Here is a 24,856-nt window from a genome sequence, read left to right on the forward strand (position 1 = left end):
AAAACTTAAAATTATTTCGAACTATTCTTTTAATAGGCTTAATGCGAGAAGTTGGGGAAGATCTCCTTGTCCACCTTCTACCACTTTTACTAATTTAAAACCTGCAGCTAAGAAAGTATTGATCACATCTGAAACAGGTCTATGCCAAGCACCTACCTTACTTCTTACTGTCCCTTTCAAAAGATTCGGTTCAATGAACTGAGATTTATTATATCCAGGTTTTTGCAAAATTTCACCTTGAGAAAGAGGTTCTGAGTAAGCTCCGTAAAAGCAAGGATGAACTCCAATGTCGATGTATCTTCCTCCTGGGGTCAAAACTCTGAAAATTTCCTTCGCGGATCTTTCCAGATTTTCCCAATCGGTAGTAGTAAAGGTGCTATATGCGAGATGAATGGACTGATTCGAGACAGGAAGCTCTGCGGAATCGCCTAAAAATACAGGAAGTCTTTTTGCTGCGATCCTCAATTGGTCTTGAGAAAGATCCACCCCGATCGGAGTATATCCCAACTCTTTGGTAATTTCCGCGGCAAGTCCCGTGCCACATCCTATATCCAAAACGATCCCTTCTCCGTTACCTAACAAAGATTTCAAAATTGAATACGCAGAATTTGCCAGGTCCCCTCGATTGTTTTGGTCTTGCATAATAGAATCATACCATTCCGCCAAACCTTCATAACGCGCTTCTGATCCGATATCGTCGCTCTGGACGGCGTCTTGTCTGGTCAAATGGAGGAAACCATTCTGGAAAGGGTAGTCCAAGCCCAAACGAGGATTATGTGCTACTCGTTTTTCCTGGTTCCAGAGCAAATTTCCCTTATCAGAAGGGTCGGCTAATATATTTAGCAATATATCTAACATATTAAATTATATTATAATATAACAGAAGGTGTTCAAAGGAAGGAATGAGTCAAACTTTTTTTATTCAACCAACGAATAAAGAAGAAGGAGGGAAAGTAAGCAATTATAGTCGAAAGGAATTAGGGCTAATGTATCTATGTTAAGCACGCATAACGTTTCATTTTTGGGTCGCGTTATGATATTCTATCTTAGGATAAAAAACGGATCCATCACTTAAGGACTTCATGGGCTTAGGTCGGCTTCTCAACATTTAACTTAATATTTTTTGCAATTTTTTTTGAAATCGTAAGACATAGTGTAGGGATTTTTTATAAGATACGTCTATATTTGTAATCACTTTTATCTAGTTTCATTGGGGAGGAATAATGAAAGGAAGGATTGCCGGCATCAATGAGAAGTCGAACAAAATGATCATACTTACCGAACATGGTTATACATTCGGGATTGGTAATGTAGAATACATGCAATTAGATAATTTAATCACCGGTGAATTGAGAAGTAGCGGGACTGAGATCCTTACCAATATTACTTCAGGAGATGATTTCGTATTGGATATAGAAGCATACGATTGTTCTAAAGAGATCGCGCTTACTTTATTGAATGCGGAATAATTTGTTTTAGTTCACTTTTTGTTTTTGTAATAATTGCGAATAGTATATAAGAACCGAAGCCGGGTTTACCCGACTTCGGAGAAAAAATTATCTTCCGTATTTCGCAGTCAATTTCCCTTCTGCAAGTTTTAAGGAATTGATGTAAAACCCGACTAACGCGCCGGAAGCCTCGCCATCTAAGTCTATCTTATCCTTTAACGCAAATACTTTGAAAATATAACGATGAGGTTTGTCTCCTTTAGGAGGGCAAGGTCCACCGTATCCTGGTTTACCGAAATCGGTTCTACCTTGGACCGCACCTGCAGGAAGAGGTCCTTTATCATTTCCTGCCTTTGCAGGAAGGCTTGTAACGGTAGCAGGAATATTGATCACAGTCCAATGCCACCATCCGCTTCCAGTTGGAGCATCCGGATCGTAGGCAGTTACAGCAAAAAACTTAGTTTCTTTAGGAGCGCCTGACCATTGTAAGTCTGGAGAGTTATTTTCACCGGAACATCCGAATCCCGAAAACACATGAGTGTTCGTAATTGTTCCTCCTTCTTTGAGGGCGGAGCTAGTGACTTTTAGGTCCCCGGCAAACGCGGATCCGGCAAAGAATAAAGCACAAAGTAATATACCGTTTTGAAACGATAGGAATCTCTTCATAAAACCTCCGAGTTCTACGCGTTGCAGAATAACACCGGAAGTTTAAGTATGCATTCCTAATTTATGAAAAATTAGGTCTTATGTCCGGACCCGATCAAGGATTGTGCCGTTCCGATCACGGCTTGTTTCTCTTCTTAACATTGTGGGAGAATAACCGAATCTGTCCCGGAATCGGACTGCAAATCTGGAAGCAGAATCATATCCAGCTTCCCTTGCGATCTCTCCAATACTTCGGTCCGTTGCCTGTAATAGGGAAAGTGCAAATGACATTCTGACATCGATCAGTATTTCCGAAAATGAAGAAAGTTCAGAAGATAATCTTCTTCTTAAAGTGGCTTCGCTCATTTCCAGGCGTTCCGCAATTTCAATAGCAGACCAATCCTTTGCAGGATTTGCGCTTAAGAAGGATCGGACCTTTTGGGAGATATTATCAGTAGAAGGTAGTTTAAATTTTCTACCATATTCCCCTAACCAGATCAATATTTCAGTCGCTCTATGGATCGCAACCTGGTCAGAGATCAATTTGTCCGTGATAATAGATTCTCTTGCGAGTCGAAATGCATCCGAAAATCCGGAAGTTATATTAGAAAAAATGAATGCTGGTTCAATATCTTTTAAGTTCTGGAGATTGGGTTTATAATTTCTGATCACGTTCGGATGGAATGCGATCCATGCCGCCTCAAATTCTCCATTATCGGGTCGATTGATCACGTCGAATGCTTGGCCTCCGGCAATCGCTACTGCCTCTCCTGATTTGATATCCAATTCCAGATCATTCTGTTTTAAGCTTTTGATCCCTTTTTTCACGAATACAAGTGTGGGTAGATCGGAGACCACTCTGGAAAGGTATAATTCCCTTCTTTGGATCACTGTGGCCGAGAGTCCGACCCCCTCTCTAGATATGATAGAACGTTTCATAGGGTAGTTAGGAGTTATAAGTAAGTAATATTAGATGGGAACTAAAAAACATATGGAAAACTTTTATTTTCACGATTTCTTTCGCGGAAATAAGACACATTTTATAGAATAAACTGTCAGAAATATCCATCTAAATGGATTCAATTTATCGTATGGAAATTTCTTTTCGTTTTATTGTACTTTGCCCTTGTTGAATTCATCACACTTCTTCTGTTTTTATTAATTTCCCGAAAGAATAAAAAAGTATTTCCCAATTTCGTAACTTCTCGAATACCAACAGGAACGAATGTTTCGATCTATCTTTAGTATATTTGATTTGTTTAATATACTTATAATTGATTAAATTATATTAAACAAGGCTATTTCGATATCTGGATCCTTTTATTCGTTTCTAAACGATAAATAAATACAAGGGATTGGACATTCCGCGAATCAGGAGTTTTAATATGGCTGAAAACAGCATTCCGCAACATTCTTTGGGAGATAACGCAGCTCGTAAGCTTGCAAATACAACTAAAACAAATGCACAGTATGATTTAATCACTCCCCGTTGGTTAGTTCGTTTATTGGATTGGAAACCTTTAGAGTCCGGAACCTTAAGAGTGAACCGAGTAAAGGATAACACATCGGTAGAAGTTCTATGTGGGCAGAAGGATGAGCAACCTCTTCCTGAAACCTTCGTAGACTACGAAGAAAAACCGAGAGAATATACATTAAGCGCGATATCTACTGTGTTAGATGTCCATACTAGAGTGTCCGATCTATTCAGCAATCCTCACGATCAGATCCAGGAACAACTTAGACTTACAATCGAAAGTGTAAAGGAACGCCAAGAGAACGAGCTCATCAATAACGAAGATTACGGTCTTCTCAAGAATGTTCCTAAAAAACAAAGGATCCAAACTAGAAAAGGAGCTCCTACACCGGATGATCTGGACGAACTCATTTCTAAAGTTTGGAAAGAACCTTCTTTTTTCTTAGCTCACCCATTAGCGGTTGCCGCTTTCGGTAGAGAATGTACACGCAGAGGAGTTCCACCGGCAACAGTATCCCTTTTTGGAGCACAGTTCTTAACCTGGAGAGGACTTCCTATCATTCCTACGGATAAACTTTTAGTAGGAGGAGAAACTTCCCCTAAAGCTCCTGGTGGGACGACAAATATTCTACTTTTAAGAGTTGGGGAAAAGAAACAGGGCGTGATCGGATTATACCAACCTGGTTTGCCTGGAGAACAAACTCCTGGACTTTCCGTTCGTTTTATGGGGATCAATCGTTCCGCAATCGGTTCCTATTTGATTTCTCTTTATTGCTCTGCAGCTGTTCTTACGGACGATGCAATCGGCGTTTTAGAAAACGTGGATGTAGGCAATTATTATGAGTACAAGTGATTTTTCTCCGGAATTGCCCGGAGAATTTTCCAGAAAGGATATTGTTTCTCCTCCTGTAGATCCCAACTTGATCGCAGAATGGTCCAAGAAATTTTTTGGACCTCTTTCAAGCGGATCTAACGTGGATGAATTGGTAATTTCCTCTTCGAAAATCCCGAACGAGATCCCGGCGAATAGCCAGGGAGTTATCGCTCAGGCAGAATCTGCTTCTGGAGGAAATTCTTGGACTTCTAATTCTGGAACCGGATATACAAGAGTTCCGGATTTGGGATTATCAGGTGTCGGAGTTCCTACGTATCCGGGAGGATTGAATATTCCTGGCTCCGGGCAGGGTTTGCCTGGTCAGAATTCTCCATTTTCTTTTTTAGATGAATTCAGATCTTTCGATTCAAAAGCCCAGAATATTCAGATTGGAGACCCATTCAGTTTCAGTCCAAGTCTAGTTCCTTTTGCAGAAATTTCTTCCGGAAATTTTGATCTAAGTTACGCCAGAAAAGATTTCCCTATCTTAGAAGAGAAGGTGAACGGAAAAAATTTAGTTTGGTTGGATAATGCAGCCACTACTCATAAACCTCAGGCCGTAATCGATAGACTCTCTCATTTTTACAAACATGAGAATTCCAATATTCATAGGGGGGCTCATACTTTAGCAGCAAGGGCAACTGATGCATACGAGGCTGCAAGGGAGAAGGTAAAGGGTTTCCTAAATTCTTCTTCTACCGAGGAGATTGTATTCGTTAGAGGTGCTACGGAAGCGATTAACCTAGTCGCTCAAACCTGGGGAAGACAGAATGTCGGAAAAGACGACGAAATACTCATCTCTTGGTTGGAACATCACGCTAATATTGTTCCTTGGCAGATGTTATGTTCAGAGAAAGGTGCTAAATTAAAAGTAATTCCGGTAGACGAAACAGGACAAATCATCCTAAGCGAATACCAAAGATTGCTTACACCTAAGACTCGTATCGTTGCATTCACTCAAGTTTCTAATGCATTAGGAACTGTTACACCTGCTGGAACAATGATCGAACTGGCACATAAGCAAGGAGCCAAAGTATTATTGGACGGAGCCCAAGCAGTGTCACATATGCCTGTAGATGTGCAGGCTTTGGATTGTGATTTTTATGTGTTCTCCGGCCATAAGGTTTTCGCTCCAACTGGAATAGGGGTTTTATTCGGTAAGAAAGAAGTTTTGGACCAAATGACTCCTTGGCAAGGCGGAGGTAACATGATCCAAGATGTTACTTTCGAAAGAACTGTGTATCAACCTGCTCCTTTCCGTTTCGAGGCGGGGACTGGTAATATCGCAGATGCAGTAGGTTTAGGTGCGGCTATCGATTATCTAAACAAATTCGGAATGATACGTATTGCAGAATATGAACATTCTCTTTTGGAATATGGGACCAAGGAACTGAAAAAAATTCCTGGCCTAAAGCTGATCGGAACTGCACCAGATAAGGCAGGAGTATTATCCTTTGTGTTGGAAGGTTTTAAAACGGAAGACGTAGGAAGATATTTAGCGCAGGAAGGAATTGCTGTCAGATCGGGGCACCATTGTGCTCAACCTATATTGAGAAGATTCGGATTAGAAAGTACTGTTAGACCTTCTTTAGCATTTTATAATACTTGCGAAGATATCGACGCTTTGATCCGAGCTTTGTATGATCTAATTGGGGGAAGGACTTCCGGCCCTCTTTGAGGGTTGGATCCTGGGATAGTTTCCGATCAATATTCTTCAGATAGAAAAATCGATCACATTGTCCAGTTCTTTGGAATTCCTGACCCGGATCTCATTTTTCTGATACACTACTGAATAAGGAGGAACACTTTGGGTAACCCAGGTGTTTCCCCCTATGATACTATTTCTTCCGATCACAGTATCTCCTCCTAGTATTGTGGCTCCCGCATAGATAATCGTATTTTCCTCTATCGTAGGATGTCTTTTGACACTTGCTAGATCCTTACTAACGGATAGCGCTCCTAAGGTTACACCTTGGTAAATTTTGACATTATCCGCTATCTCAGAAGTCCCTCCGATCACAATCCCGGTCCCATGATCCATAAAGAATGATTTTCCTATCTTCGCTCCGGGGTGAATATCAATCCCTGTTTTTTCGTGAGCATATTCACTCAACATTCTAGGAAAGATAGGAATTCTCAAACGATGTAATACATGGGCAACCCTATGAACCGCTATTGCATAAAAACCTGAGTAGGCGAGTATAACTTCTTTTACGCTTTCTGCAGCGGGATCACCTTCATAAGCAGCGATTGCATCTTTCCAGATTAGATCATACAGTAAGGGTAATTCTTTTTTGAATTCTGATAATACCCAATTGATCTCGGGACCGTTAGTTCCTACTAAATAAGGTTGTAATTTCTTCTTTGCGTCCAAAAGAAAACGGGAGATACTATCTTCTACCTGAGTTTGGTCCCTGAAATTTAGATCTGAGAAAAAGCCTGCAAAAAGAATATCAAACAATTCTTGGATGAATTGTCCTGCGACCTGCCTTCCTCCATAACGATGAGGATCTTCATTCTGTTTTTTGAATATAGAATCCAGAAAATTGCGATAAGTATCTTCCAAGTTTGGATCAATTTTGGATGTTCCATTAGTTTCTTGGATTCCCATAAGATTCTCCCAATAGATTCATTTATAGAATAAAATCTGTTATAATAGATACAATTGGGCCTTATTTCTATAAAATCCAGAATTATTTTAATATATTAAATATAATTCCGTTTTAATTGTAAGATTGTCCCAGTTCTATTTAATAAACTATGATAGTTGCCTAATATATTCGGCTCTTTCCACCATTTGAATTCGTTTTATTAGAATTTTTGAGTGCTATGGCAGAAATGCTCCTAAGACTTTTGTTTATTCAGGGTCCTGGGAGGAAACAGAAATGCAGAGAGGTTTTGTCCGAAATAAGTATTCGGTTTTTATAATATTCTTACTATTCGTTTTTGGAAGCGGAGAAGTTTTGGCGGTCGATGGATTATATTTTAATGCGATCAATTCCAGATATTTAGGTCTTGCCGGTGCCGGTTATGCACTCGGTGGATCGCCTGTGGACGTTGCGTTAAATCCTGCTAACCTCTCCTTGGTTAAAGGTAAAAAATTGGAATTCGGCTTGGGTGCTTCTCTCATTCAAAATAGATACAGGGACCGTTTCCAAGATCCGAACCCAGAGCTTGTCTACGAGAATGATAAGTCTACTAATGTGGTAGGTCCTGGTCCTTATATAGCTTTTAAACTTCCAGTTACTGAAAGTATCAATTATGGAGTAACATTCTATGTTCCGGGAGGAGCCTCGGGCGGAGTGGATAAGATCACAAGAAATACTCCGACTGGAGAATCGGTAAACCAATGGGCGAACGTAAATTTGCCTGGGCCTCTCGGAAATTCAAAACAGATCAAAGAATCTAATTCGAATACATTTGCAGTTTTTAAATTAGTGAACGGTCTCTCTGTTAAGTTTGGGAATTTATCTTTAGGAGGTAGTGTCGAGCTCGCTTACGGAACCCAGAAATTAAATCAAAAATATTATGATATCACAGGTAATATTGAGATCCCTGGCCAAGGTTATTATTACGAAAGTTCCAAAAACGCTTTCGCTGTTGGTGGGATTTTAGGAGCCAATTATTCTTTTTCGGATTCTTTCCGGATCGCTTATGCATACCAATCCCATGTAGGAATTCCACTGAATGGTGGGTATTCGATTGGAACAAACGATCCGAATTATTATCGTAAGACCGGAGTTTCTTATACTTTTGATCTCCCGGAAAAACATGTTTTGGGTCTCGCATTTGGACCTGAAAATCTAAAATTCGCATTGGATTTCGTATATACGAATTATGGTTCTTATTTAAGAAAAGCCAACCAGACTTTGGAGGATCCATGGCTTCCTACTCCTCTGGGAAAGACGGGATCTGCGGATGCACATTTGAATTTCAGGGACCAATGGGCGGTCATTTTAGGAGTGGAGTATAAGGCTTCTCCTTCCTGGATACTGAGAGGGGGATATTCTTATAATTCTCCATTAGTAAAAAGTAATGCTCTTGGAGGGACTACCGGAGGATTTTTCTCTCTTACGGATATTGTTTCCGCAGGTTTTAGTTATTTATTCGACAGCTGGAGTTTGGATTTGGCGGTAAGTTATAATATTCCTAGAAAAACGATAGAAGGTGGAAAAGGCACGGATTGGGATCTTTCCCATGCTGTGGGAAGTGTGGGTAACGCGAACTTGACAGGTTATTCTTATAACGCAAGAGCAGCGATTCCATCCTTCAGCATCGGAGCAGTAAAAACTTTCGATTGATATGATAAGCCGATAGGAGCCGGTTTTTACCGGCTTTTAAAAGAAGGATAAAGTTTTTTAGGACTTATCGATCCTTTCTAAAGAAGAATTTAAGTCCTTGTCCTTTTTTCGACTTAGTAGACGAGATTTCTAAGCTGTTGGAATACGGAACCAGAGTGTGCTCTTATATAAAGTGCGTAACTGCTAGTTAATATACTCAAAACAAGTGGTAGAAATTTAAAAAACTTATTTTTCGAGAACGAGAACAGGATGAACGCAGGGAATACTCCTACGATAGGGATTAACGATCCTATAAATAGGAAAAGATAAAATACCCAAAAGGAGGCTATTTCTTCCTCTTCCGGTTTTCCTGTTCTGTACTTGATTGGTTTCTGGGGCTGGGCTCTTGAATGAATCACGGCGCCGCCCGGTTGGGTTCTCATTCGGTACTTTTGGTCCGACTTCTCGCTTCTGTTATCCATTCCTTAAGTGTAGATCTTTTTGAACAAAGGAGCAACCTGATTCGGCTACTTTTAAAAATAAATAAAATGTCCGAAAATTGAAATACGACTGAATTTAATGAAATTGAATGAAAAAGAATATTTAATCCTTAAATGGAATTAAGAACTTACTATAAGGTTGGAATTCCTGCAAAAACGTAAGTTTTCGTATTATCAAAAAAGTTCTTTCAGAAATATAGATCTGGTTCTTTATTTTGGCATGCCAGATCTTCCATTAATTGCGAATGTTCATGAAGTTGCGGGAGGTAAAATTTTCCAGATCACAATGAATCGCCCTGATGTTCACAATGCAGTGAATAAGGAGATGGCGGATCTATTTGTAGAAGCTTGGAAAACTTTCCAAAAGGATCCGGAACTTACTGTAGCAGTATTACATGGAGCAGGGGATAAGGCATTTTGTTCCGGAGCAGATCTTTCCGGTTTAGATAAAATGGCCAACATGTATTTAAATCAGGAAGAAAGAGAAGAATATGCTAAGAAAGATCCTGGCCCCTTAGGTGGATCAAGGATCGTTCAAAAAAAACCTGTAATTACCGTGTCTCATGGTTATACGTATGCAGGCGGTTTTGAATTATTTTGTCATGGACATATCCGTATTGCGGAACCTCAGGCCATCTTCTCGGTTGCTTGTAGAAGATGGGGAGTTCCTTTAATAGATGGAGGAACTGTGTATCTTCCCAGATTGCTTGGATGGGGATCCGCATTGCCATTGATTTTAACAGGACAAAGGATACGAGCGGAAAGAGCCTATCAGTTAGGTTTAGTATGGGAACTTGTAAAAAAAGGAAAAGGTTTAGAGAGAGCATTTTCTTATGCGACTCAACTTTGTAGGCAACCTAAAGATGCAATGTTTGCAGACTTGGATTCCGTTATAGAAGGTTGGAATTTATCAGTTTCAGACGCATTAGTTTTGGAAGCGAAGAACACATTTCCGGTGATGGAAAGTGAGAGCACCAAACAAGGGGTGCAAAGATTTTTGGATGGGGATAGATTCTGGTTTAGATAGGATCTATATTATAATCCTATAATTTCCATTTGGAAGGCCTTCCTACATTATGGAATCTTCCTGCAGGGATGTGAAAAGGGTTACGCCCGGTCCTTCCGGATCCTGCCGGCGTATAATAATTATTCTGATAATTTCGATAAGGATAATAACCTCTTGAGGATCTGTAATAATTTCCGGTTCCACTGGTTGAATTGATCCGATTACATTCGTAATAAGAATCATAACAAACGAGTTCGTATTCTCTCGTTTGGTATTGAGGCCCCATACAATTGGTAAAAGTGCAAAAACAAATTCCAAAGACGAGTTTTAGTAAGAGTAAGTTTTTATTCTTTGAAATCATAACTTAACGATCCTAATAAAACCGTATGACCCTGACTAGGTTCCCATTTATTTCGGAAATTGTATTGTTGATTCCGGAAAATAGTGATCTAATCCTAAAACCATTGCGGTTCCTTATCGATCGGGTATTGTTTGAAAAAATTATCCGCCATAATATGGAGAATGTTTATGCGAACTAAAAAACGGATTTTGATCTTACTATTGGTTCTATCTTCGCTTGGTTTTATAAATTGCGATGCGTATAACGATTTATACGGGACCGGGGGAAATGATAAGAGTGATAAAAAAAATTGTAATGCCGCTGCCGCATTGTACTTAGCCTGCTCTAATGAAAACCCAGGATATGCGAACACTGCATGTTCTTCTCAATATTTATTAGCTGCTGCAGCTTGTGGTTACGGTGGGGGAAGCGGAGGAGGAGGGGGAGGTTACTAAATCTTCTCCCCATATTCAAAAAGCGGATCAGCGATTGTTTGATCCGCGCTTTTATTCTATTTTTGTTCGGAAAGAATTTCTACATTCCATTCTTTTAAATTAGTTAATACATAATTCAAAAGTGTTTGCTGAGCCTTCTTGGAATCTTTAGTATCTATCTCTGGTCCGAACTTCATATGGATCTTTCTGTCCCTGTAAAGGCTTCCTAGATCCTTCCAGATCCTACCGTTTTCCCAAAAATCAGTCTTAATCGCAAATGGAACTACCGGAACTCCCGCTCTGGAGGCAAGTTTAACGGCGATCGAATTGAATTCTGCAGGATTAAAAGTTCTAGTCCTTGTACTTTGAGGAAATACTACAATAGAAACCCCTTTTTTCAGAAGATTTGCGCCTTCTTCCAATACCTTGACTAGATCTTCTCTTGGATTGTCACGTCCTACAGCGATCGGATCCCTACTTCTCATAATTGGGCCGAAATAACCTTTTATTAAACTTTCTTTAACTACGTAAGTGAGTCTTCTATGAGGTACTAAAAAGTAGGAAAATACGAAAGTTTCCAAAACGCTCATATGGTTTCCCGCAAAAACCACAGGGCCTTTAGGAGATACAACGTTCTCTAAATTTTCTATTTGGAATTTTCCTTGGCAGCCTTCGATCAAGTCTAAGATCCCACCGGATAATTCAATCCAACGAGGATCAAAAAACTTTCCTTTTAGAGCATTCTGCCTTGCGATTATGATCTGTCGGAAGTATCCATATAAAAATGTAAGATCTGAGCCGAATAGGATTCTATCTAAAAGCCATCTTCTGCGATTTTGAGGAGTGATATATCTCAGGCTCACTCCTTCTCTTAGTTCAATCCTTTGTCCCAATTCTTCCTTGGTTAAATCGTAGATCCCTGTTTTCAGGGCCGAATCAGGGATCTTAACTATAGGCGTTGTGATCTTATCATGAATGGATTCTGTTAAACTCACTCTAGGTTCCTTTTAGAAGCGAAAGAATGACGAACATATTAATTTTCCCCGAATTCTTTTCCAGCTAATAAAAGGTTTTTTAAGATCTATTGTGCAGAGCACCGTCGAGAAAATTTTCGGGAGAAGGTCACCATTGTACTTCTAAAAACGGCTTTTCTTCTCTACGTTCCTGTTCGAAATCCAGGATCTCTTTTGCATTTTTAAGGGTGATATCAATATCGTCTAAGCCTTCTCTGATCCGATTTACGGAAGCTGAATCCAAATGAAAGAAGAATGTTTTATCTCCCGCTTGCACTTCCAAATTTTCCAGATCGATCTCGATTTGAGATCCTGGGTTTTTGGCGACCCATTCATTTAGATAATAGATCTCTTCTTCTCTTAAACGAATTAATGCGATCCCGTTTTTTGCGGAATTGATGGAGAATATATCGGCGAAAGAAGGTGCTAAAATGGCTCTGAATCCGAAATCCGAAAGCGCCCAAGGAGCATGTTCCCTACTGGAGCCACAGCCGAAATTTTTTCCGGCTATAAGCACACTTGCATTTTTAAATCCTTCTTGGTTCAAAATGAATTCAGGATTTGGAATATTCCCTTCTAAGTCTGAATACCTCCAATCATGAAATAGATGCTTCCCGAAACCTTTCTTATCTATCAATTTCATAAATTGTTTAGGAAGGATTTGGTCCGTATCAATATCCTCTCTTGGGATAGAGATCGGAACTCCAGTATGTATTGTCCAAATTTTTGAGCTCATGCTAATTTCCTCACATCTGAAAATTTTCCGGTTACCGCCGCAGCCGCTGCCATAGAAGGACTGACTAAATGAGTTCTTCCGCCTCTTCCTTGTCTCCCTTCAAAATTACGATTAGAAGTAGAAGCACATCTTTCTCCCGGTTTTAGTACGTCGTCGTTCATAGCGAGACAAAGAGAACAACCCGGTTCTCTCCATTCGAATCCCGCTTCCTTGAAAATTTTATCCAAACCTTCCGATTCCGCCTGACGTTTTACGGAGCCGGAACCTGGAACAACCAATGCTTGAACACCTGGATGGACTTTTTTCCCTTTAGCAACTTCTGCAGCCGATCTTAGGTCTTCTATCCTGGAGTTTGTACAGGAACCGATGAATACCTTATCAATTTTGATCTCAGAGATTGGCGTTCCAGGTTTTAAACCCATATACTCCAATGCATTCCAGGCAGTTTCTTTTGCTCGAACATCCTGGAATTCTTCTGGATTAGGTACAACTCCTCCGATAGACAAAGATTGAGAAGGATTTGTACCCCAGGTGACCTGAGGTTCTATTTTAGAAATATCTAATTCTATAATCTCATCATATACAGCGTCTTTATCCGTGAAAAACGTTTTCCAATATTCGACTGCCTGATCGAAACTTTTACCTTTGGGAATTAATTTTCTATCTTTCAAATAATCGAAAGTGATTTGATCTGGAGCGATCAGGCTTGCTCTTGCCCCAGCCTCGATACTCATATTGCAAATAGTCATTCTTCCTTCCATAGAAAGAGAATTTATCCATTCTCCTTTATATTCCATGGTGAAACCTCTCCCTCCTGAGGTACCTATCTTTGCAATCAGTTCTAAGACTATATCTTTTGCAGTGATCCCGAAGCCAGGTTTACCGATAAAGCGTACTAACATTGATTTTGTTTTAGCCTGTTTTAAAGTTTGAGTGGCAAGTACATGTTCCACCTCGCTTGTTCCAATACCAAAAGCCAATGCACCGAATGCTCCATGGGTTGCTGTATGAGAATCTCCGCAAACGATAACCGAACCTGGAATGGTAAATCCCAATTCCGGTCCCAATACATGTACAATCCCTTGTTCAGGATCTTCCGGTCCAAATAAACGAACTCCAAAGTCCTTACAATTTTTTTCCATTGTGTCTATCTGCAATCTGGAGACCGGACCCGCTGCGTCTCTGTTCTTACGATCCCTTGTGGAAACATTATGATCCACAACTCCGAAGGTAAGATCAGTCCTTCTTACATTTCTATTTTTAGTCCTTAAACCTTCAAATGCTTGGGCAGAAGTCACTTCATGAAGAATATGACGGTCCACATATAAAACGGATTCTGAGTCAGAATTCTCTGAGATGCGATGGCTTTGCCAAATTTTGTCGTATAAAGTTTGTCCCATATTTCCCTCTTGTTAAAGAAGGTATCAAATTTACTGATATAATGCAAATAAATTGGTTTTATAAAATATATAACTAAAAGTTATATGTACTTATGGAATTCAGGCAGATCGTTTATTTTCTGGAAATTTCGGAATCCGGCACATTCCAAAAGGCAGCTTCTCGTTTGGGATTAACACAACCTGCTTTGTCCAAACAGATCTATCTTTTAGAAAAAGAATTAGGTGTTAGTGTTCTGGAAAGAGGAGGAAGGTCTGTCCGACTCACTCATGAAGGAGAAAGATTCTACCAGTATTCTATCCGGATGAAAGAATTATGGGAAGAGATACAAGATGGTTTCTCCAAGGATAATGAACTAAAAGGAAATTATTCCATTTCAGCAGGAGGAACTGTTTCTGCTTGGATACTACCTCAGATCTTAAAGGAGATCCTGAAAAAAAGACCAGGGCTTTCGCTTTCTGTGAGAGAAGGAGACGCACAAGAAACTAAGGACGCAGTATTAAAGGGAGAAGTTGACCTGGGGATTTTGACGGGTCCAATCTCGGAACCTAGTCTGAATGTTCTGGAATTTCTTTCGGATCGGATCTTTCCGGTAGCGTCCAAGGATCATCTACTTTTTCTAAAAAAGAAAATACGAATAGAGGATCTGAAAAAACAATCTTTTGTATTATTCCATCCAGGTTCCGCTCTCAGAAAAGCAGTGGAGAAGAAGATAAAATCATTCTCTAAAGAATTCGGTCCTAAGATCGCAATGGAGCTTAGAAGTGTGGAATCAGTTATCAAATCATTAGAAGCAGGACTCGGGATCGGATTTTTATCCGAATATTCTATTAGTCCGAAACTTAAAAAAATAAAATTCGAAGAATGGAATACGGAAAGGAAATTCTATCTTTGTTATCGTAAAAAATCAGGACCTGGACTTGCTTTACTTGCTGAGGAAATTTTGAGATCAGCGAAACGTTGGGAATCGGAGAGAGGACCTTCTTCCGTTTGATAGGAAGAAGGTGATAATCTTATTTTACTCCGGTTTTATGTAAAAAATCCAAAACTTCTTTTTGAACCTTTTCCTTGTCGGAAAATACATGTTTAGAAGTTAGAACATGGCTTCCATTTTCGATTTGAGCCTTAGTATTGAGTGGATTAGGAGTATCCCCACCGATTTTATCAAAACCTTTCAGCATTGCATCCACACTTGCCGTTTTGTCTTGATGGTCCTTGTCCTTATAATAATATACTAATAGAGTAGGTACCTTGATCTTCTCAAAACTATGTTGACTGAGGACAAACTTAGTAGCATTACTTACGTGTTGGATAGCGGCTAAATATTGATCCTTATACCAATGCTCGTAATAATGTTCTCCGATTCCATCCTCTGAAGTTTTAGGAGGGGATTTTCTAATCTTTCCTTGGACTGTTTCTCCGAAAGTCATTCCACCCGGATAAAAGAAAATTTTAGCCAAAGGCACTGCAAAATCGAAGAATGGAGAAAATAATACAAGATCCTTGATCTTATCGGGATATTTCCCCGCAAGATAAACAGAGATCAAACCGCCCATACTTGTTCCCATAAGTATAGTTTGATTTCCTAATTTATCCATCATTAATAGACTTTCTTCCGCTACACGTAGGTATTCGGTAAAGGGAGTGTCTCTATGATCTTCATTATTAGTGCCATGACCAGGTAGCCTTAAGTAGTATGTATTCGCCTTTAGAGAGGCAGAAATTTTGTCTACGGTCTCTTCTCCTTCTGCGCGGGAAGCGCCGAAACCATGTATATAAAGAATGGCATATTCCGTTTTACCTGGAGAATAACGAATCAGTTTTTCTTCTGAGCCTGGTCTACCGTGAAGTGATTTGGTCTCTTCTAATTTAGTTTTATAAAACGAATCGAAACTTTGAGTTAAGTCCGCCTTTGGTTGGAATTCATATTTGGGAAATGTAGCGTAATAGATCCCCAAATAGGCGATAAGCACAGCACCAAGGCCAATCGAAACCCGTTTGAATATTTTTTTCATCCTTCTCTCCAATTATTTTGCGGATTGAAATGAGCGACGAAAAGGATATTAGGAACCCTTTATTTTGAGGCAAGGACTTTTGTTGGAAGGAATATGAGGATTTAGACCGAGTTCTTCTTTAATAAACGGTGCTTATGCTCTTTTTTTCTTTTCAGAGTCCAATTGAAAAAGTACATCTGAAAGATGGAACTCACCTAGTTTGGCTTCGAGAGCGGATTGAGCCTCTTGGAAAATTCCAGTCAAAGTGGTTTGTATCTTTTTACCCACAGGGCATTTAGGGTTTGGTTTGTCATGGATGGAGAATAGAGGAGCCTCCGTTTCCACAGCCTTGTAGATCTGTAAAAGTTGGATCTCCTCCGGAGATTTAGCGAGTTTTGCTCCCGCTACACCTTGTTTGGAAACCACAAGGCCCGCCTTTTTTAATTTTCCCAATAGATTTCGGACTACAACCGGATTGGTCCCGATGCTATCCGCCATAATTTGAGAAGAACTGGCTTCTTCTCCATCCCGGTCAATCAAGGAAAGAATATGGATCGCAATGGAATATCTGCTCGGAATCGACATCTTTCCCCCTTAGTTGATCCTGGATGATATGATCGGATTCGCCAATCATATTTTCAGACGACTGAAATAACCGGGAACTCCTCCTGACAGGGAATAAAAAACAGATTTGAGTCTATTTTTTCGTTTTCCCCTGGTTTAAGAAATATATTTCTGATTTCTGCAATTTCTCGGAGGCAATCTTATGTTCGCTAAATATTCGACTCTATTATTGGGGGCATTGTTCTTTTTTCACTGCGGTAAAAAATTGCCGGTTTCCATGATCACTGCCACTTCCATGGATAGTGGGCTTCCATTTGAGATCCTGGACGGAAAAAAATGGAAACCGGAAGAAGGTGCCAAATTCGTTAAACTTCACTTTTATCCGGATGAGACTTTCTTATTATCTAAGATAGAAGTTGAATCCTGTAACGGGGATTTTTCGGATCCTATCACGGCCTATATTAATTTTGATGAATATAGCCAGGATTTATCCACAGGATCGACCGCTGCAGTTTCCTTCGATGCGCCTAAAAGTACTCGTTCTGTGACTTTTAATTTTCATAAAAATGCGAATCTATGTGTCCAAAAGGTGAACTTTTACGATGATAAAGGTTCCAAAATGAAATGGAAGGGACCAAAAGTTGTAGAAGCTTCTGTGACCGCATCCGAAACAGCTAAACCGAATCTTTCTTATGACGTTATGAACTTATTCGATTCTAGATATGAATATGCCTGGGCTTCCGACAAAAAAGGGCCGGGAGTGACTTTAGATTTCGACTTTAAGGAAACACAAAAGATAAAATCTATCAAGATCTGGAACGGCTACCAAAGATCAGACAGACATTGCCAGACAAACGGAAGACTAAAGGTGGCAACTCTCACCGGTGATAACGGTTTCGAAGAGAAGATAGAAGTAGCGGATATCATGGGACCTCAAACCATTCAGTTTTCCAAAACTTTCGAAGGTAAAAAATTAAAACTTAAAGTAGATTCTATTTATACTGGAAAAGATTATAAAGGATTAGTTATTAGCGAGATCCGTTTTTCAGACGGAGATGATTGGATCTTACCGAATCCAATGGAACAAGTGAAGAAGATCGCAAAAAATAACTTTTTCCAATTCTCTGCAGCTAATATAGACAATGTTCTGAACTGGAGTTATGTGGGCGGGGAATATACCGGAGATGCTCCTACTTCAACAAATACAAATGTGGAACAACCTGCTGGAACTACCGAAGCTGCCACAGAAGGAAACACTGGAGAAGAACAAGCACCTGAATCCGGTCTTATATCCTCTAACTGGACATTACGATTGAGATCGGACGGAAGTCTTTTTTTTGAAGGAAATACGACCGAAGCAGATGGAGATACGCAGATTAATAAAAGTTTCTTTGCATTAGGAAATTATGAAGTGAAAGAGGCCAAACCTGACGGTTTGAAACTTCGCATATTCGGTCTTGTTCGTAAAATGACCCAAAAAGAATATAACGAAGATTATTACGGCGGAGACTGTAATGGTTGTGGAAGAGACTGTAATAATAGCCAGGATTCAGAAAACGGAGAAAAAATTTTCCAAGAACAGTTACTTCTTCGCAAATCGGGAAATAAACTTTTCATAAAGAATGAAAATCCTGGAAAAGTTTTCCAGTTTACCACTTTGGAATTGATCCAGGAATAATTATTTGTTTAGAAAAGTTTACCTTCTTTTTTTCGTTTTGAGTTTGTTCTCTTGCGAAAAGGAAAAAAGTTCTGATCCTTCTTTTTCCTTGAATCTATCAGGGAAAAAGGGAGGAGTTCCAGTCCGTATAGATTGGATCTATAAAGGTTTCCCTGGAGAAATGAAAATTTATGAACTGGCTTCTCAGAGGCCGGTTCAACTCTGGGATACAAATACCGTTTCGAATTTAGATCTGGCTCCTATTTCTAGTTTAATAGAAGATTCAAAACTAGTTTTGGGTCCAGGAGAAACCCGCAAGTTTGCTTTAGTATATAAGAATGAAACAAAGGAGAAATTGTACTTCTTTGCGGCACCACATTCTGTGAATCCACCTGAGTTCGGTTTTGGTTTTAAATTCAAATGTCTTTGTGTGAACCATTTATTCCAAGTAGAACCTGGCTCTGTTTGGTATAGAATTGTAGAAATTCGCACAATGCCAAACTGGGCGAGTGATCCATTTCAGATCACTCATACTTTGGTGAGGGTCGATCCAAGCCAGGCGAAAGAATGGAGTAATTCAGGAACACATTCTCATTCCGACGAATGAGAATATTCTATTGTTGAGTATTAGGAGCGGCAGCAGGGTTCGATTTTATACAGACTAATACCTTATTTTCCAGATAACATTCAGTTTCTGTTCCATCTTTTTTGGTATAAGGGCCAGGATTAGAATTGCTGGAGTCAGTAAACTCAGTCACTAAAACGCTCCCGTCAGTGAATGTAACCTTTCCGGAACCTTTGATGATACCTTTTGCGAAATTTCCTCGGATCACAGTTCCGTTGGAGTAGAAATACATTCCATCTCCTTCTTTCAGATCGTTTACATAAATCCCTTCGAACTTGTCTCCGTTTTTGTAAACGAATTTGCCTTTACCTTCTCTCATCCCGCTGCTGAATCCACCCGTATAAATATCTCCTGTAGAATATACGTAGGTGCCTGTGCCGTTTTCACAGTCGCCTGATTCGCAACGGCCATCTTCGGTGTTTTGGTCAGGACTGAAAGATCTATTAGAAGCTGAATTCGAACCTTCTGATCTGGATGAGCTTGCACTAGTATTGCTGGAAGATTCGGAAGAATCCTTTGTTTCCGCGGATGAACAGTTGAATATTATAAAAAATGCAAAAATGGAAATCAGGGAACCTGTGAAAATTCGAGCCATAGTAAAATTTTTGACCCTAAACTTAGATTCGTCAATCCGATTTCATTGTAATAATTCTCTAACAGGCATTCCCTGGCGGTTGATAAAGTCGGGGAGTTTGTTCTTGATCCCTAAAAATAGCAGGTAGTAGATTTTACGCAAAACCGGATGAAATAAGATTTTGTCACGTATCCTATAGCGGCTTCTATTTCTCAAAAATAGTTTTAGTATAAATCCTAAAAACGGGGAAGGTTTGGACTTGGACGCCTGGAACTGGAATCGGAAAGTTTTAGGGTATTTTTTATGATATTCTTTTGCGAGTCTTTTGGATTCGGCTAATAGGCCTGAGTTTTCCGTGTAGAGTAGTTTTCTTGCGTTTAGGATGAGCCTGAATGTCTTTTTTTGGAATTGGGAATCATAAGGAAGATCCAATTTTTCAGAAATTTTTTTCATTCTGGAAAGTTGGGAGAATGCTTCTTCTCCTAATTGCAAAGATTCTTTCGGGTAAGGATTTAGGAAAGAATATAAGGTGCGGAAAGGATCCGAAACCGTGATCTTGTCCCAGGTGATATGAAGAATGGGAGGGATCCGAACACGATGCATATAAAAACTTTGTCTGGCAAATCCAGGATCATACAATAGGTTTAAGATCAATCCTTCGCTTAGTTTTAAAAATTCTAAAAATAGATCGGCATTCTTTTTACCGTAAAATTTAAGAAGTATTTCTTCTAAACTTCTTTCCGGTTTTGTAAATAACTGAACAGAAACGAACGTATTCAATTCATTCCAATAAGATGAACGTTTTAAAAATGTGATATTTTTGAAAGAGGACCAACCTCCGGTTTGTGTCCAAACGCTGATCCCGGCAATATTCGCTTTTCCTAAAAGTTCGGATCTATATTTTTCATACATCCATCCTACGAAGCTAGGATATTCTCCAAAACCTTCATATTCTCTTCTGGCCTGTAATTCTAAAAGTTTAGGTTTATCATCTGCGAAGAATAATGGATTGATGGGAAGATATCTGAAAAAATCACCTTCTCCGTATTTTAGCGAGATGATTAGAGATTTGCTTTGTATATCTTGGAATACCTTATGATATGTTTTGGGATTCCAGATCAGATCTCCTATTTCGTAGGCCCCCAATGTCCATGTCCTGAATATTAATGTTTTATTATGTTTTTCGAAAATAGGTAGAATTTCTTTCAAGAATGAGTTGGCCTGTTTAGGGTTTTTAAGAAGAAGTTTACTTCTAAAATCTCCGGTAACATCCACGCCGTCCGATTCACCGATACGAAGGACTATTCCTGAAATTTCCGCAAAACTAGAAAATAGATCTTCTAAAGATTCTTTAAAAAGTTGTATGATCTTGTTTAAGTTTCCGCCCGTATGTTCTAAAATTGAATCGTTGACGGAGAAAAAATCCGATGTGATAAATACATTCAGATCTTGGGAGGAAGCTATCTTAAATAGTTTTTTATACTTTTTGCGGTAAGAAGAAATTTTACGTTTTAGATCTTCCGGATAAAAATCTCTTTCGGAAAGATAACATAACTCATCCAGACTGATTGCATTAAATCCTAATTTAGAAATTCTTTTAGTATATCTATAAAAGGACTCTCTGACTCTTTTATGTTTTTTCTTGGAAGGAAGGGAAGACTTCTCTAAATGTGCTAAAGGTGCCTTGGACCAATTTTGATGTTTTTCTTTGGATTCCAGAAAGAAAGGGGCAGATCCGTCTACAAGAGCAAACATTCTTCTATTCCGTTTTTTTTCTGTATCTAAATGATTCTAAGGCAGCTGCAAATAGGATGAGCGCTCCTCCTATAAATTCTTCCTTTCTGGGAATTTCTTGTAAGATTACCCAGGCAAGGATTGCGGAATATACAGGCTGTACAGTGGATAATAGTCCTGCGGTTTTTACCTTCATCTTAAATACGGATTTGATATAGAATGTATGTCCTACTGCAGTAAAGAATACTCCTAAAAGAATGATGAGTCCCCAATCCTTAGGAGTGGTGAATAGATCTTCAAAGAATAGGACAGGGCTTAAAACAAAACAAGTAATCGCTGTTTGGTGGAACATTACTTGTGTGGATCCATGTCCCGAGAGGTATTTTTTAGTGAGAATATTTCTAAATGCCATTGCCCAAGAAGAAGCAAGTCCTAGTCCTACTCCCAAAAGATATTTGTTCTCTAAATCGAAACTTGGGACGAGTATCCACATTCCAAAAAGAACTAAAACTGCGAGTCCAAGATCCAAACTTCTGATCTTAGAAGGAAAGAATAAGGGTTCGAGTAATACTGTCCAGACTGGATGAGTGAATAGAGTAAGAACTGCCACTGCTATAGTCGTTTCTTGTGCTGATGCAAAAAAAGTAACCCAATGAAAAGCGAGTAAGACACCTAAAGAAAATGAGATCCAATTTTCTTTTTTGGTGGGGAAGAAAAATGGTCTTTTTCTAAACCAAAGAATGGAGCCTAATAGACTTGCTGCGAATAATGTTCTTCCCCAAGTGATTAGGGAAGGGGAATAGGAAAGTACCTGGGCGAATAATACGTTCCCACTGATCAAAATTTGGGAAACTTGAAATTCAAGATATGTTCTAAGTCTATTTTCCTGCATCTGGCAGGACTAATTTCAGATGCCTATTTGGAACGGAAAGGAATTACTTTTGCTCTGTAAATGATTTCTATAATTTGTAATAATCTAAAAAGAAGAAGGGGATCCAGGCTTTCCACCTGAATCCCATACCAAAGAAGATTCTACATTAAGCCGCCGCTAAGGTTTCCTCTTTCCCCAAACGATTTCCCCTGAAAATACTTCCGAAATCATTAAATCTGATCCCGTAACGTTTCATAGCAGGGTGAACAAAAGGTGCCACCGCTTGTCTGAGATAAAAAGGCTGGTTCACTACGAAGTGATGTATTCCATGAGTGCTTCCAAAATTAAAACAGAATAGATGAAGAGGGAATAAGAACCAACGATTCAAAACCTGGGTTTGATCATGAAGTCCTTTTACATCTCCGTAATAATGCATATTAGAAGAAACAATCTGAATGCTTGTTTGTCTAATCCAGTTCGGGATTGTATAAACAACTGCTGAAATATTCAAAAAATGACGGATAGTATCCAACCAAGCAGGAACTTCTACAGGTTTTCCTAATAATTCATTTCCAATATAGAAAAGATTAATGAATAGGAAATTATACCAAAGATGAAAATAGATCACAAGATAAGGCCAACTGGATCGAGTGATCTCACTTCTTTTGAACTTAGGAGCCTCTCTGCGAAGAACATGAGATTGGAATAAGAAGGACATATTCCCGTCCATCATAGTGATAAAACGTTTTAATCCGAATTTCATCCCATTCCCGATCAAACGTTCCTCTATGTCTTCCTTATGACCGGATACTTTATGATGAAGAGTATGGATCATTCTTCTATACCAAGGACTTACGGTGTTTCCGCGAAAGATCCAAACCGTCCAGAACATGAAGTTTTGGATCTTTAGATTATCCTTATAATATAAATTGTGAATTAAGTCGTGCTCAACTTCATGAAGAATGGAGGCAAGAACCCCGTTCGCAACAATACAAGCCCAAGCAGGAATGATCCCTGCAATATATAATCCAGCGAACAGGATCATACCTGCTGCGGAACCTAAAGTGATAGCAAGGCCTAGTTGGTCTTGGTGTTTTAAGAATTCGAATTTACCACGTAACTTTCTGTCCCTGAATCGGATCCATTTCATGATCTTCTTACTTTTTTCTTTTTGGGACAATCTAGTATAAAGTTTGGTTGGAACCTGATACGTCTTTCTTTCTGCAATGGCGATCATCGGTTTCCTCCGTTTTTGTTTTCGGTTGTCCATATCTTACGGAAATTTTTGAAAACAGTCGTCTCAATTGATCGAATGCAACTGGGTATTTGGTCCCAATCTATAAATTTTTACTGGTTCTTTCGCGACTCCCCGTGATTAGTTTGGCAACAAACTAATTAACTCCCTCTAAATTCGGAAGGAGTTTTGCCTGTATGTTTTTGGAATGCTCTATGAAATGAGGATTTGGTGGCGAATCCAACTTCGAATGCTATGTCCAAGATGGATCTGTCCGGTTCTTTTTGTAGAAGTTCACAAGCTTCCTTGATCCTATAATCATTCACAAACGCGGAGAAATTTTTACCGAGTTCTTGGTTGATCAGTTCTGAAACCTGATGAGTAGAAAGTGCAAGTTCGTCAGCAAGATCTGCGAGCCCCAAGTTCTCATCCCTGTATAATTTTTCTTTTTCCATAAGTTGGGTAAGGCTGTCTCTGAGTGCGTGTCTATTCACTCCAGAGAGAAGGGAGCGTGCGTATTTTTGCCTGGTGGCCTGGCTCACTTCTTGGAGCACTTGGAAGAAGGCTGGCCGCTTGTGTCCGATCAGGTAGGCGAGACAAAGACTTATCCCCATCATTGAGGAGCAAGCCAGAAGGAAGATAGGCGACTTACTGGATAAATAGACTGCACCGAACCCAAGATTCACGAATGTAGAAATTACCATGAATGCCAAGATCCTGGCGGTCCATTCCTCTTGTAGTACCTCCCACCTAAGTAGGTCGGAACTCCCTTTTAGGATGAGCAAAATATAGAAGACCAGGATTAGAATAGGAGAAGAAAGTAGGATTTCCCCCTCATTCCAGCCGGTTTCTTTCAAAAAAACCGATATCTTTTCAAGGATCCATTCTTGAGGAAGAAGGAACACTGCCAGAAAATATACAACCCAAACAAGACCCGGCAGAACTAGATGTTTCTTTTCTAATCCTAAATAGGAGACTCCTTCCGAGTCTCTGTCCTGGCTTACACTATGGATCCCGAATAGGATAGGGCCTACGGATGCGATAAGCGGGAATTGGATAAGAGAAATCCTGGGAAATTCTACATATAAACCGGAAACTAATAGAAGGAAGCTTCCTTGTATTAAGCCTAATATCAGGAAAATCAGGGCCAAAAGCCTGTTTAGAGCTGATTTATTCTCCATCACAAGCTGCCCAAAAGACATTAGAATTCCAAGTGCAGTTCCGAATTGGGTGATCGCCCAAAGGATTTGGAACCAAATCCCTGGATTGTAGTAACTAAGACTTCCCGTTGCATCTGGAGGCATGGCAGGGAGAATGAAAAAATCTGAGCAAGTTGTCAAGGATTCCCTTCGTGGTTTGGAGTCGTTCAGGCTGAGATGAATTTTGTAGTACCTTCTACAATTTAGAACAAAATCTAGAATAAATTTTATAAAACGATCGTTTTGTTTAACCCAT

24 protein-coding genes are annotated in these 24,856 nt (G+C 39.5%); 9 read left to right on the plus strand and 15 right to left on the minus strand.

From position 1 onward, the window contains the following. Nucleotides 1-21 precede the first annotated feature (21 nt). Nucleotides 22-858 (minus strand): class I SAM-dependent methyltransferase, encoded by an 837-nt coding sequence (locus tag CH377_RS07780; RefSeq protein ID WP_100723269.1) that lies wholly within the window; start codon nucleotides 856-858, stop codon nucleotides 22-24. 365 nt (nucleotides 859-1,223) lie between these two features. Between CH377_RS07780 and CH377_RS07785 the strand changes: the two genes are divergently transcribed. Further along, nucleotides 1,224-1,469, plus strand: coding sequence for a hypothetical protein (locus CH377_RS07785; protein WP_100723270.1), 246 nt, complete (start codon nucleotides 1,224-1,226; stop codon nucleotides 1,467-1,469). A gap of 87 nt (nucleotides 1,470-1,556) precedes the next feature. Here the strand turns inward: CH377_RS07785 and CH377_RS07790 are convergent, their stop codons facing one another. Then, nucleotides 1,557-2,114 (minus strand): YbhB/YbcL family Raf kinase inhibitor-like protein, encoded by a 558-nt coding sequence (locus CH377_RS07790; RefSeq protein ID WP_100723271.1) that lies wholly within the window; start codon nucleotides 2,112-2,114, stop codon nucleotides 1,557-1,559. A 78-nt stretch (nucleotides 2,115-2,192) separates the two neighbouring features. Continuing rightward, nucleotides 2,193-3,032: a helix-turn-helix transcriptional regulator gene (locus CH377_RS07795; RefSeq protein WP_100723272.1), complete on the minus strand. Its 840-nt coding sequence runs from the start codon at nucleotides 3,030-3,032 to the stop codon at nucleotides 2,193-2,195. 446 nt (nucleotides 3,033-3,478) lie between these two features. Between CH377_RS07795 and CH377_RS07800 the strand changes: the two genes are divergently transcribed. Together CH377_RS07800 and CH377_RS07805 are read left to right on the plus strand one after the other, a co-directional pair. Further along, nucleotides 3,479-4,420: a family 2A encapsulin nanocompartment shell protein gene (locus tag CH377_RS07800; protein ID WP_100723273.1), complete on the plus strand. Its 942-nt coding sequence runs from the start codon at nucleotides 3,479-3,481 to the stop codon at nucleotides 4,418-4,420. Continuing rightward, a complete protein-coding gene (locus CH377_RS07805; RefSeq protein WP_100723274.1) occupies nucleotides 4,407-6,119 on the plus strand; it encodes a family 2A encapsulin nanocompartment cargo protein cysteine desulfurase in 1,713 nt (570 codons plus the stop codon). The genes CH377_RS07800 and CH377_RS07805 overlap by 14 nt, the downstream gene beginning before the upstream one ends. 36 nt (nucleotides 6,120-6,155) lie before the next feature. Here CH377_RS07805 and epsC read toward each other — a convergent pair whose 3' ends face one another. Continuing rightward, nucleotides 6,156-7,052, minus strand: coding sequence for a serine O-acetyltransferase EpsC (gene epsC, locus CH377_RS07810; RefSeq protein ID WP_100723275.1), 897 nt, complete (start codon nucleotides 7,050-7,052; stop codon nucleotides 6,156-6,158). A 274-nt stretch (nucleotides 7,053-7,326) separates the two neighbouring features. On the opposite strand from epsC, the gene CH377_RS07815 reads away from it, so the two are divergent. Continuing rightward, the gene (locus tag CH377_RS07815) at nucleotides 7,327-8,742 is read left to right on the plus strand and encodes an OmpP1/FadL family transporter (RefSeq protein WP_100723276.1); all 1,416 of its coding nucleotides are present in this window, start codon (nucleotides 7,327-7,329) and stop codon (nucleotides 8,740-8,742) included. A 699-nt stretch (nucleotides 8,743-9,441) separates the two neighbouring features. Further along, complete coding sequence (locus CH377_RS07825) at nucleotides 9,442-10,248, plus strand: enoyl-CoA hydratase-related protein (protein ID WP_207797655.1); 807 nt, start codon at nucleotides 9,442-9,444, stop codon at nucleotides 10,246-10,248. 16 nt (nucleotides 10,249-10,264) lie between these two features. On the opposite strand, the gene CH377_RS07830 is transcribed toward CH377_RS07825, so the two are convergent. After that, nucleotides 10,265-10,588, minus strand: coding sequence for a hypothetical protein (locus tag CH377_RS07830; RefSeq protein WP_125172148.1), 324 nt, complete (start codon nucleotides 10,586-10,588; stop codon nucleotides 10,265-10,267). A gap of 167 nt (nucleotides 10,589-10,755) precedes the next feature. On the opposite strand from CH377_RS07830, the gene CH377_RS07835 reads away from it, so the two are divergent. Then, nucleotides 10,756-11,022, plus strand: a complete 267-nt coding sequence (locus CH377_RS07835; RefSeq protein WP_100723279.1) for a hypothetical protein — start codon at nucleotides 10,756-10,758, stop codon at nucleotides 11,020-11,022. A gap of 56 nt (nucleotides 11,023-11,078) precedes the next feature. On the opposite strand, the gene CH377_RS07840 is transcribed toward CH377_RS07835, so the two are convergent. The 3 genes from CH377_RS07840 to leuC all read right to left on the minus strand — a co-directional run bounded on the left by CH377_RS07840 (nucleotide 11,079) and on the right by leuC (nucleotide 14,150). Beyond that, nucleotides 11,079-11,996, minus strand: coding sequence for a lysophospholipid acyltransferase family protein (locus CH377_RS07840; protein ID WP_100723280.1), 918 nt, complete (start codon nucleotides 11,994-11,996; stop codon nucleotides 11,079-11,081). A 127-nt stretch (nucleotides 11,997-12,123) separates the two neighbouring features. Next, nucleotides 12,124-12,750 carry a 3-isopropylmalate dehydratase small subunit gene (gene leuD, locus CH377_RS07845; protein WP_100723281.1) on the minus strand — a complete coding sequence of 209 codons (627 nt, stop codon included), beginning with the start codon at nucleotides 12,748-12,750 and terminating at the stop codon, nucleotides 12,124-12,126. Further along, nucleotides 12,747-14,150 carry a 3-isopropylmalate dehydratase large subunit gene (gene leuC / locus CH377_RS07850; RefSeq protein WP_100723282.1) on the minus strand — a complete coding sequence of 468 codons (1,404 nt, stop codon included), beginning with the start codon at nucleotides 14,148-14,150 and terminating at the stop codon, nucleotides 12,747-12,749. The genes leuD and leuC overlap by 4 nt, the downstream gene beginning before the upstream one ends. A 92-nt stretch (nucleotides 14,151-14,242) precedes the next feature. On the opposite strand from leuC, the gene CH377_RS07855 reads away from it, so the two are divergent. After that, nucleotides 14,243-15,142, plus strand: a complete 900-nt coding sequence (locus tag CH377_RS07855) for a LysR family transcriptional regulator (protein ID WP_100723283.1) — start codon at nucleotides 14,243-14,245, stop codon at nucleotides 15,140-15,142. A 19-nt stretch (nucleotides 15,143-15,161) separates the two neighbouring features. Here the strand turns inward: CH377_RS07855 and CH377_RS07860 are convergent, their stop codons facing one another. Together CH377_RS07860 and CH377_RS07865 are read right to left on the minus strand one after the other, a co-directional pair. Beyond that, nucleotides 15,162-16,163 carry an alpha/beta hydrolase gene (locus tag CH377_RS07860; RefSeq protein WP_100723284.1) on the minus strand — a complete coding sequence of 334 codons (1,002 nt, stop codon included), beginning with the start codon at nucleotides 16,161-16,163 and terminating at the stop codon, nucleotides 15,162-15,164. 132 nt (nucleotides 16,164-16,295) lie between these two features. Beyond that, nucleotides 16,296-16,727: an Rrf2 family transcriptional regulator gene (locus CH377_RS07865; RefSeq protein ID WP_100723285.1), complete on the minus strand. Its 432-nt coding sequence runs from the start codon at nucleotides 16,725-16,727 to the stop codon at nucleotides 16,296-16,298. A 181-nt stretch (nucleotides 16,728-16,908) separates the two neighbouring features. Here CH377_RS07865 and CH377_RS07870 point away from each other — a divergent pair, with 181 nt between their 5' ends. Beyond that, nucleotides 16,909-18,384, plus strand: a complete 1,476-nt coding sequence (locus CH377_RS07870) for a discoidin domain-containing protein (RefSeq protein ID WP_100723286.1) — start codon at nucleotides 16,909-16,911, stop codon at nucleotides 18,382-18,384. A 4-nt stretch (nucleotides 18,385-18,388) separates the two neighbouring features. Next, nucleotides 18,389-18,970 (plus strand): LIC11469 family lipoprotein adhesin Lsa20, encoded by a 582-nt coding sequence (gene lsa20, locus CH377_RS07875; protein ID WP_100723287.1) that lies wholly within the window; start codon nucleotides 18,389-18,391, stop codon nucleotides 18,968-18,970. A gap of 7 nt (nucleotides 18,971-18,977) precedes the next feature. Here the strand turns inward: lsa20 and CH377_RS07880 are convergent, their stop codons facing one another. From CH377_RS07880 to CH377_RS07900, 5 genes are all read right to left on the minus strand, one after another. Further along, nucleotides 18,978-19,583 (minus strand): MORN repeat-containing protein, encoded by a 606-nt coding sequence (locus tag CH377_RS07880; protein ID WP_100723288.1) that lies wholly within the window; start codon nucleotides 19,581-19,583, stop codon nucleotides 18,978-18,980. A gap of 42 nt (nucleotides 19,584-19,625) precedes the next feature. Next, nucleotides 19,626-21,317 (minus strand): glycosyl hydrolase family 67, encoded by a 1,692-nt coding sequence (locus CH377_RS07885; RefSeq protein ID WP_100723289.1) that lies wholly within the window; start codon nucleotides 21,315-21,317, stop codon nucleotides 19,626-19,628. Between the two features lie 4 nt (nucleotides 21,318-21,321). Further along, entirely contained in the window at nucleotides 21,322-22,188 is an 867-nt protein-coding gene (locus CH377_RS07890) for a DMT family transporter (protein WP_100723290.1), read from the minus strand. Nucleotides 22,189-22,333: 145 nt separating this feature from the next. Further along, complete coding sequence (locus CH377_RS07895) at nucleotides 22,334-23,404, minus strand: fatty acid desaturase (RefSeq protein WP_100723291.1); 1,071 nt, start codon at nucleotides 23,402-23,404, stop codon at nucleotides 22,334-22,336. A gap of 158 nt (nucleotides 23,405-23,562) precedes the next feature. Further along, nucleotides 23,563-24,705 carry an AraC family transcriptional regulator gene (locus tag CH377_RS07900; protein WP_100723468.1) on the minus strand — a complete coding sequence of 381 codons (1,143 nt, stop codon included), beginning with the start codon at nucleotides 24,703-24,705 and terminating at the stop codon, nucleotides 23,563-23,565. Between the last annotated feature and the right edge of the window lie 151 nt (nucleotides 24,706-24,856).

This window comes from Leptospira haakeii (assembly GCF_002812045.1).
In the GTDB taxonomy this organism is placed as follows: Bacteria; Spirochaetota; Leptospiria; order Leptospirales; family Leptospiraceae; genus Leptospira_B; species Leptospira_B haakeii.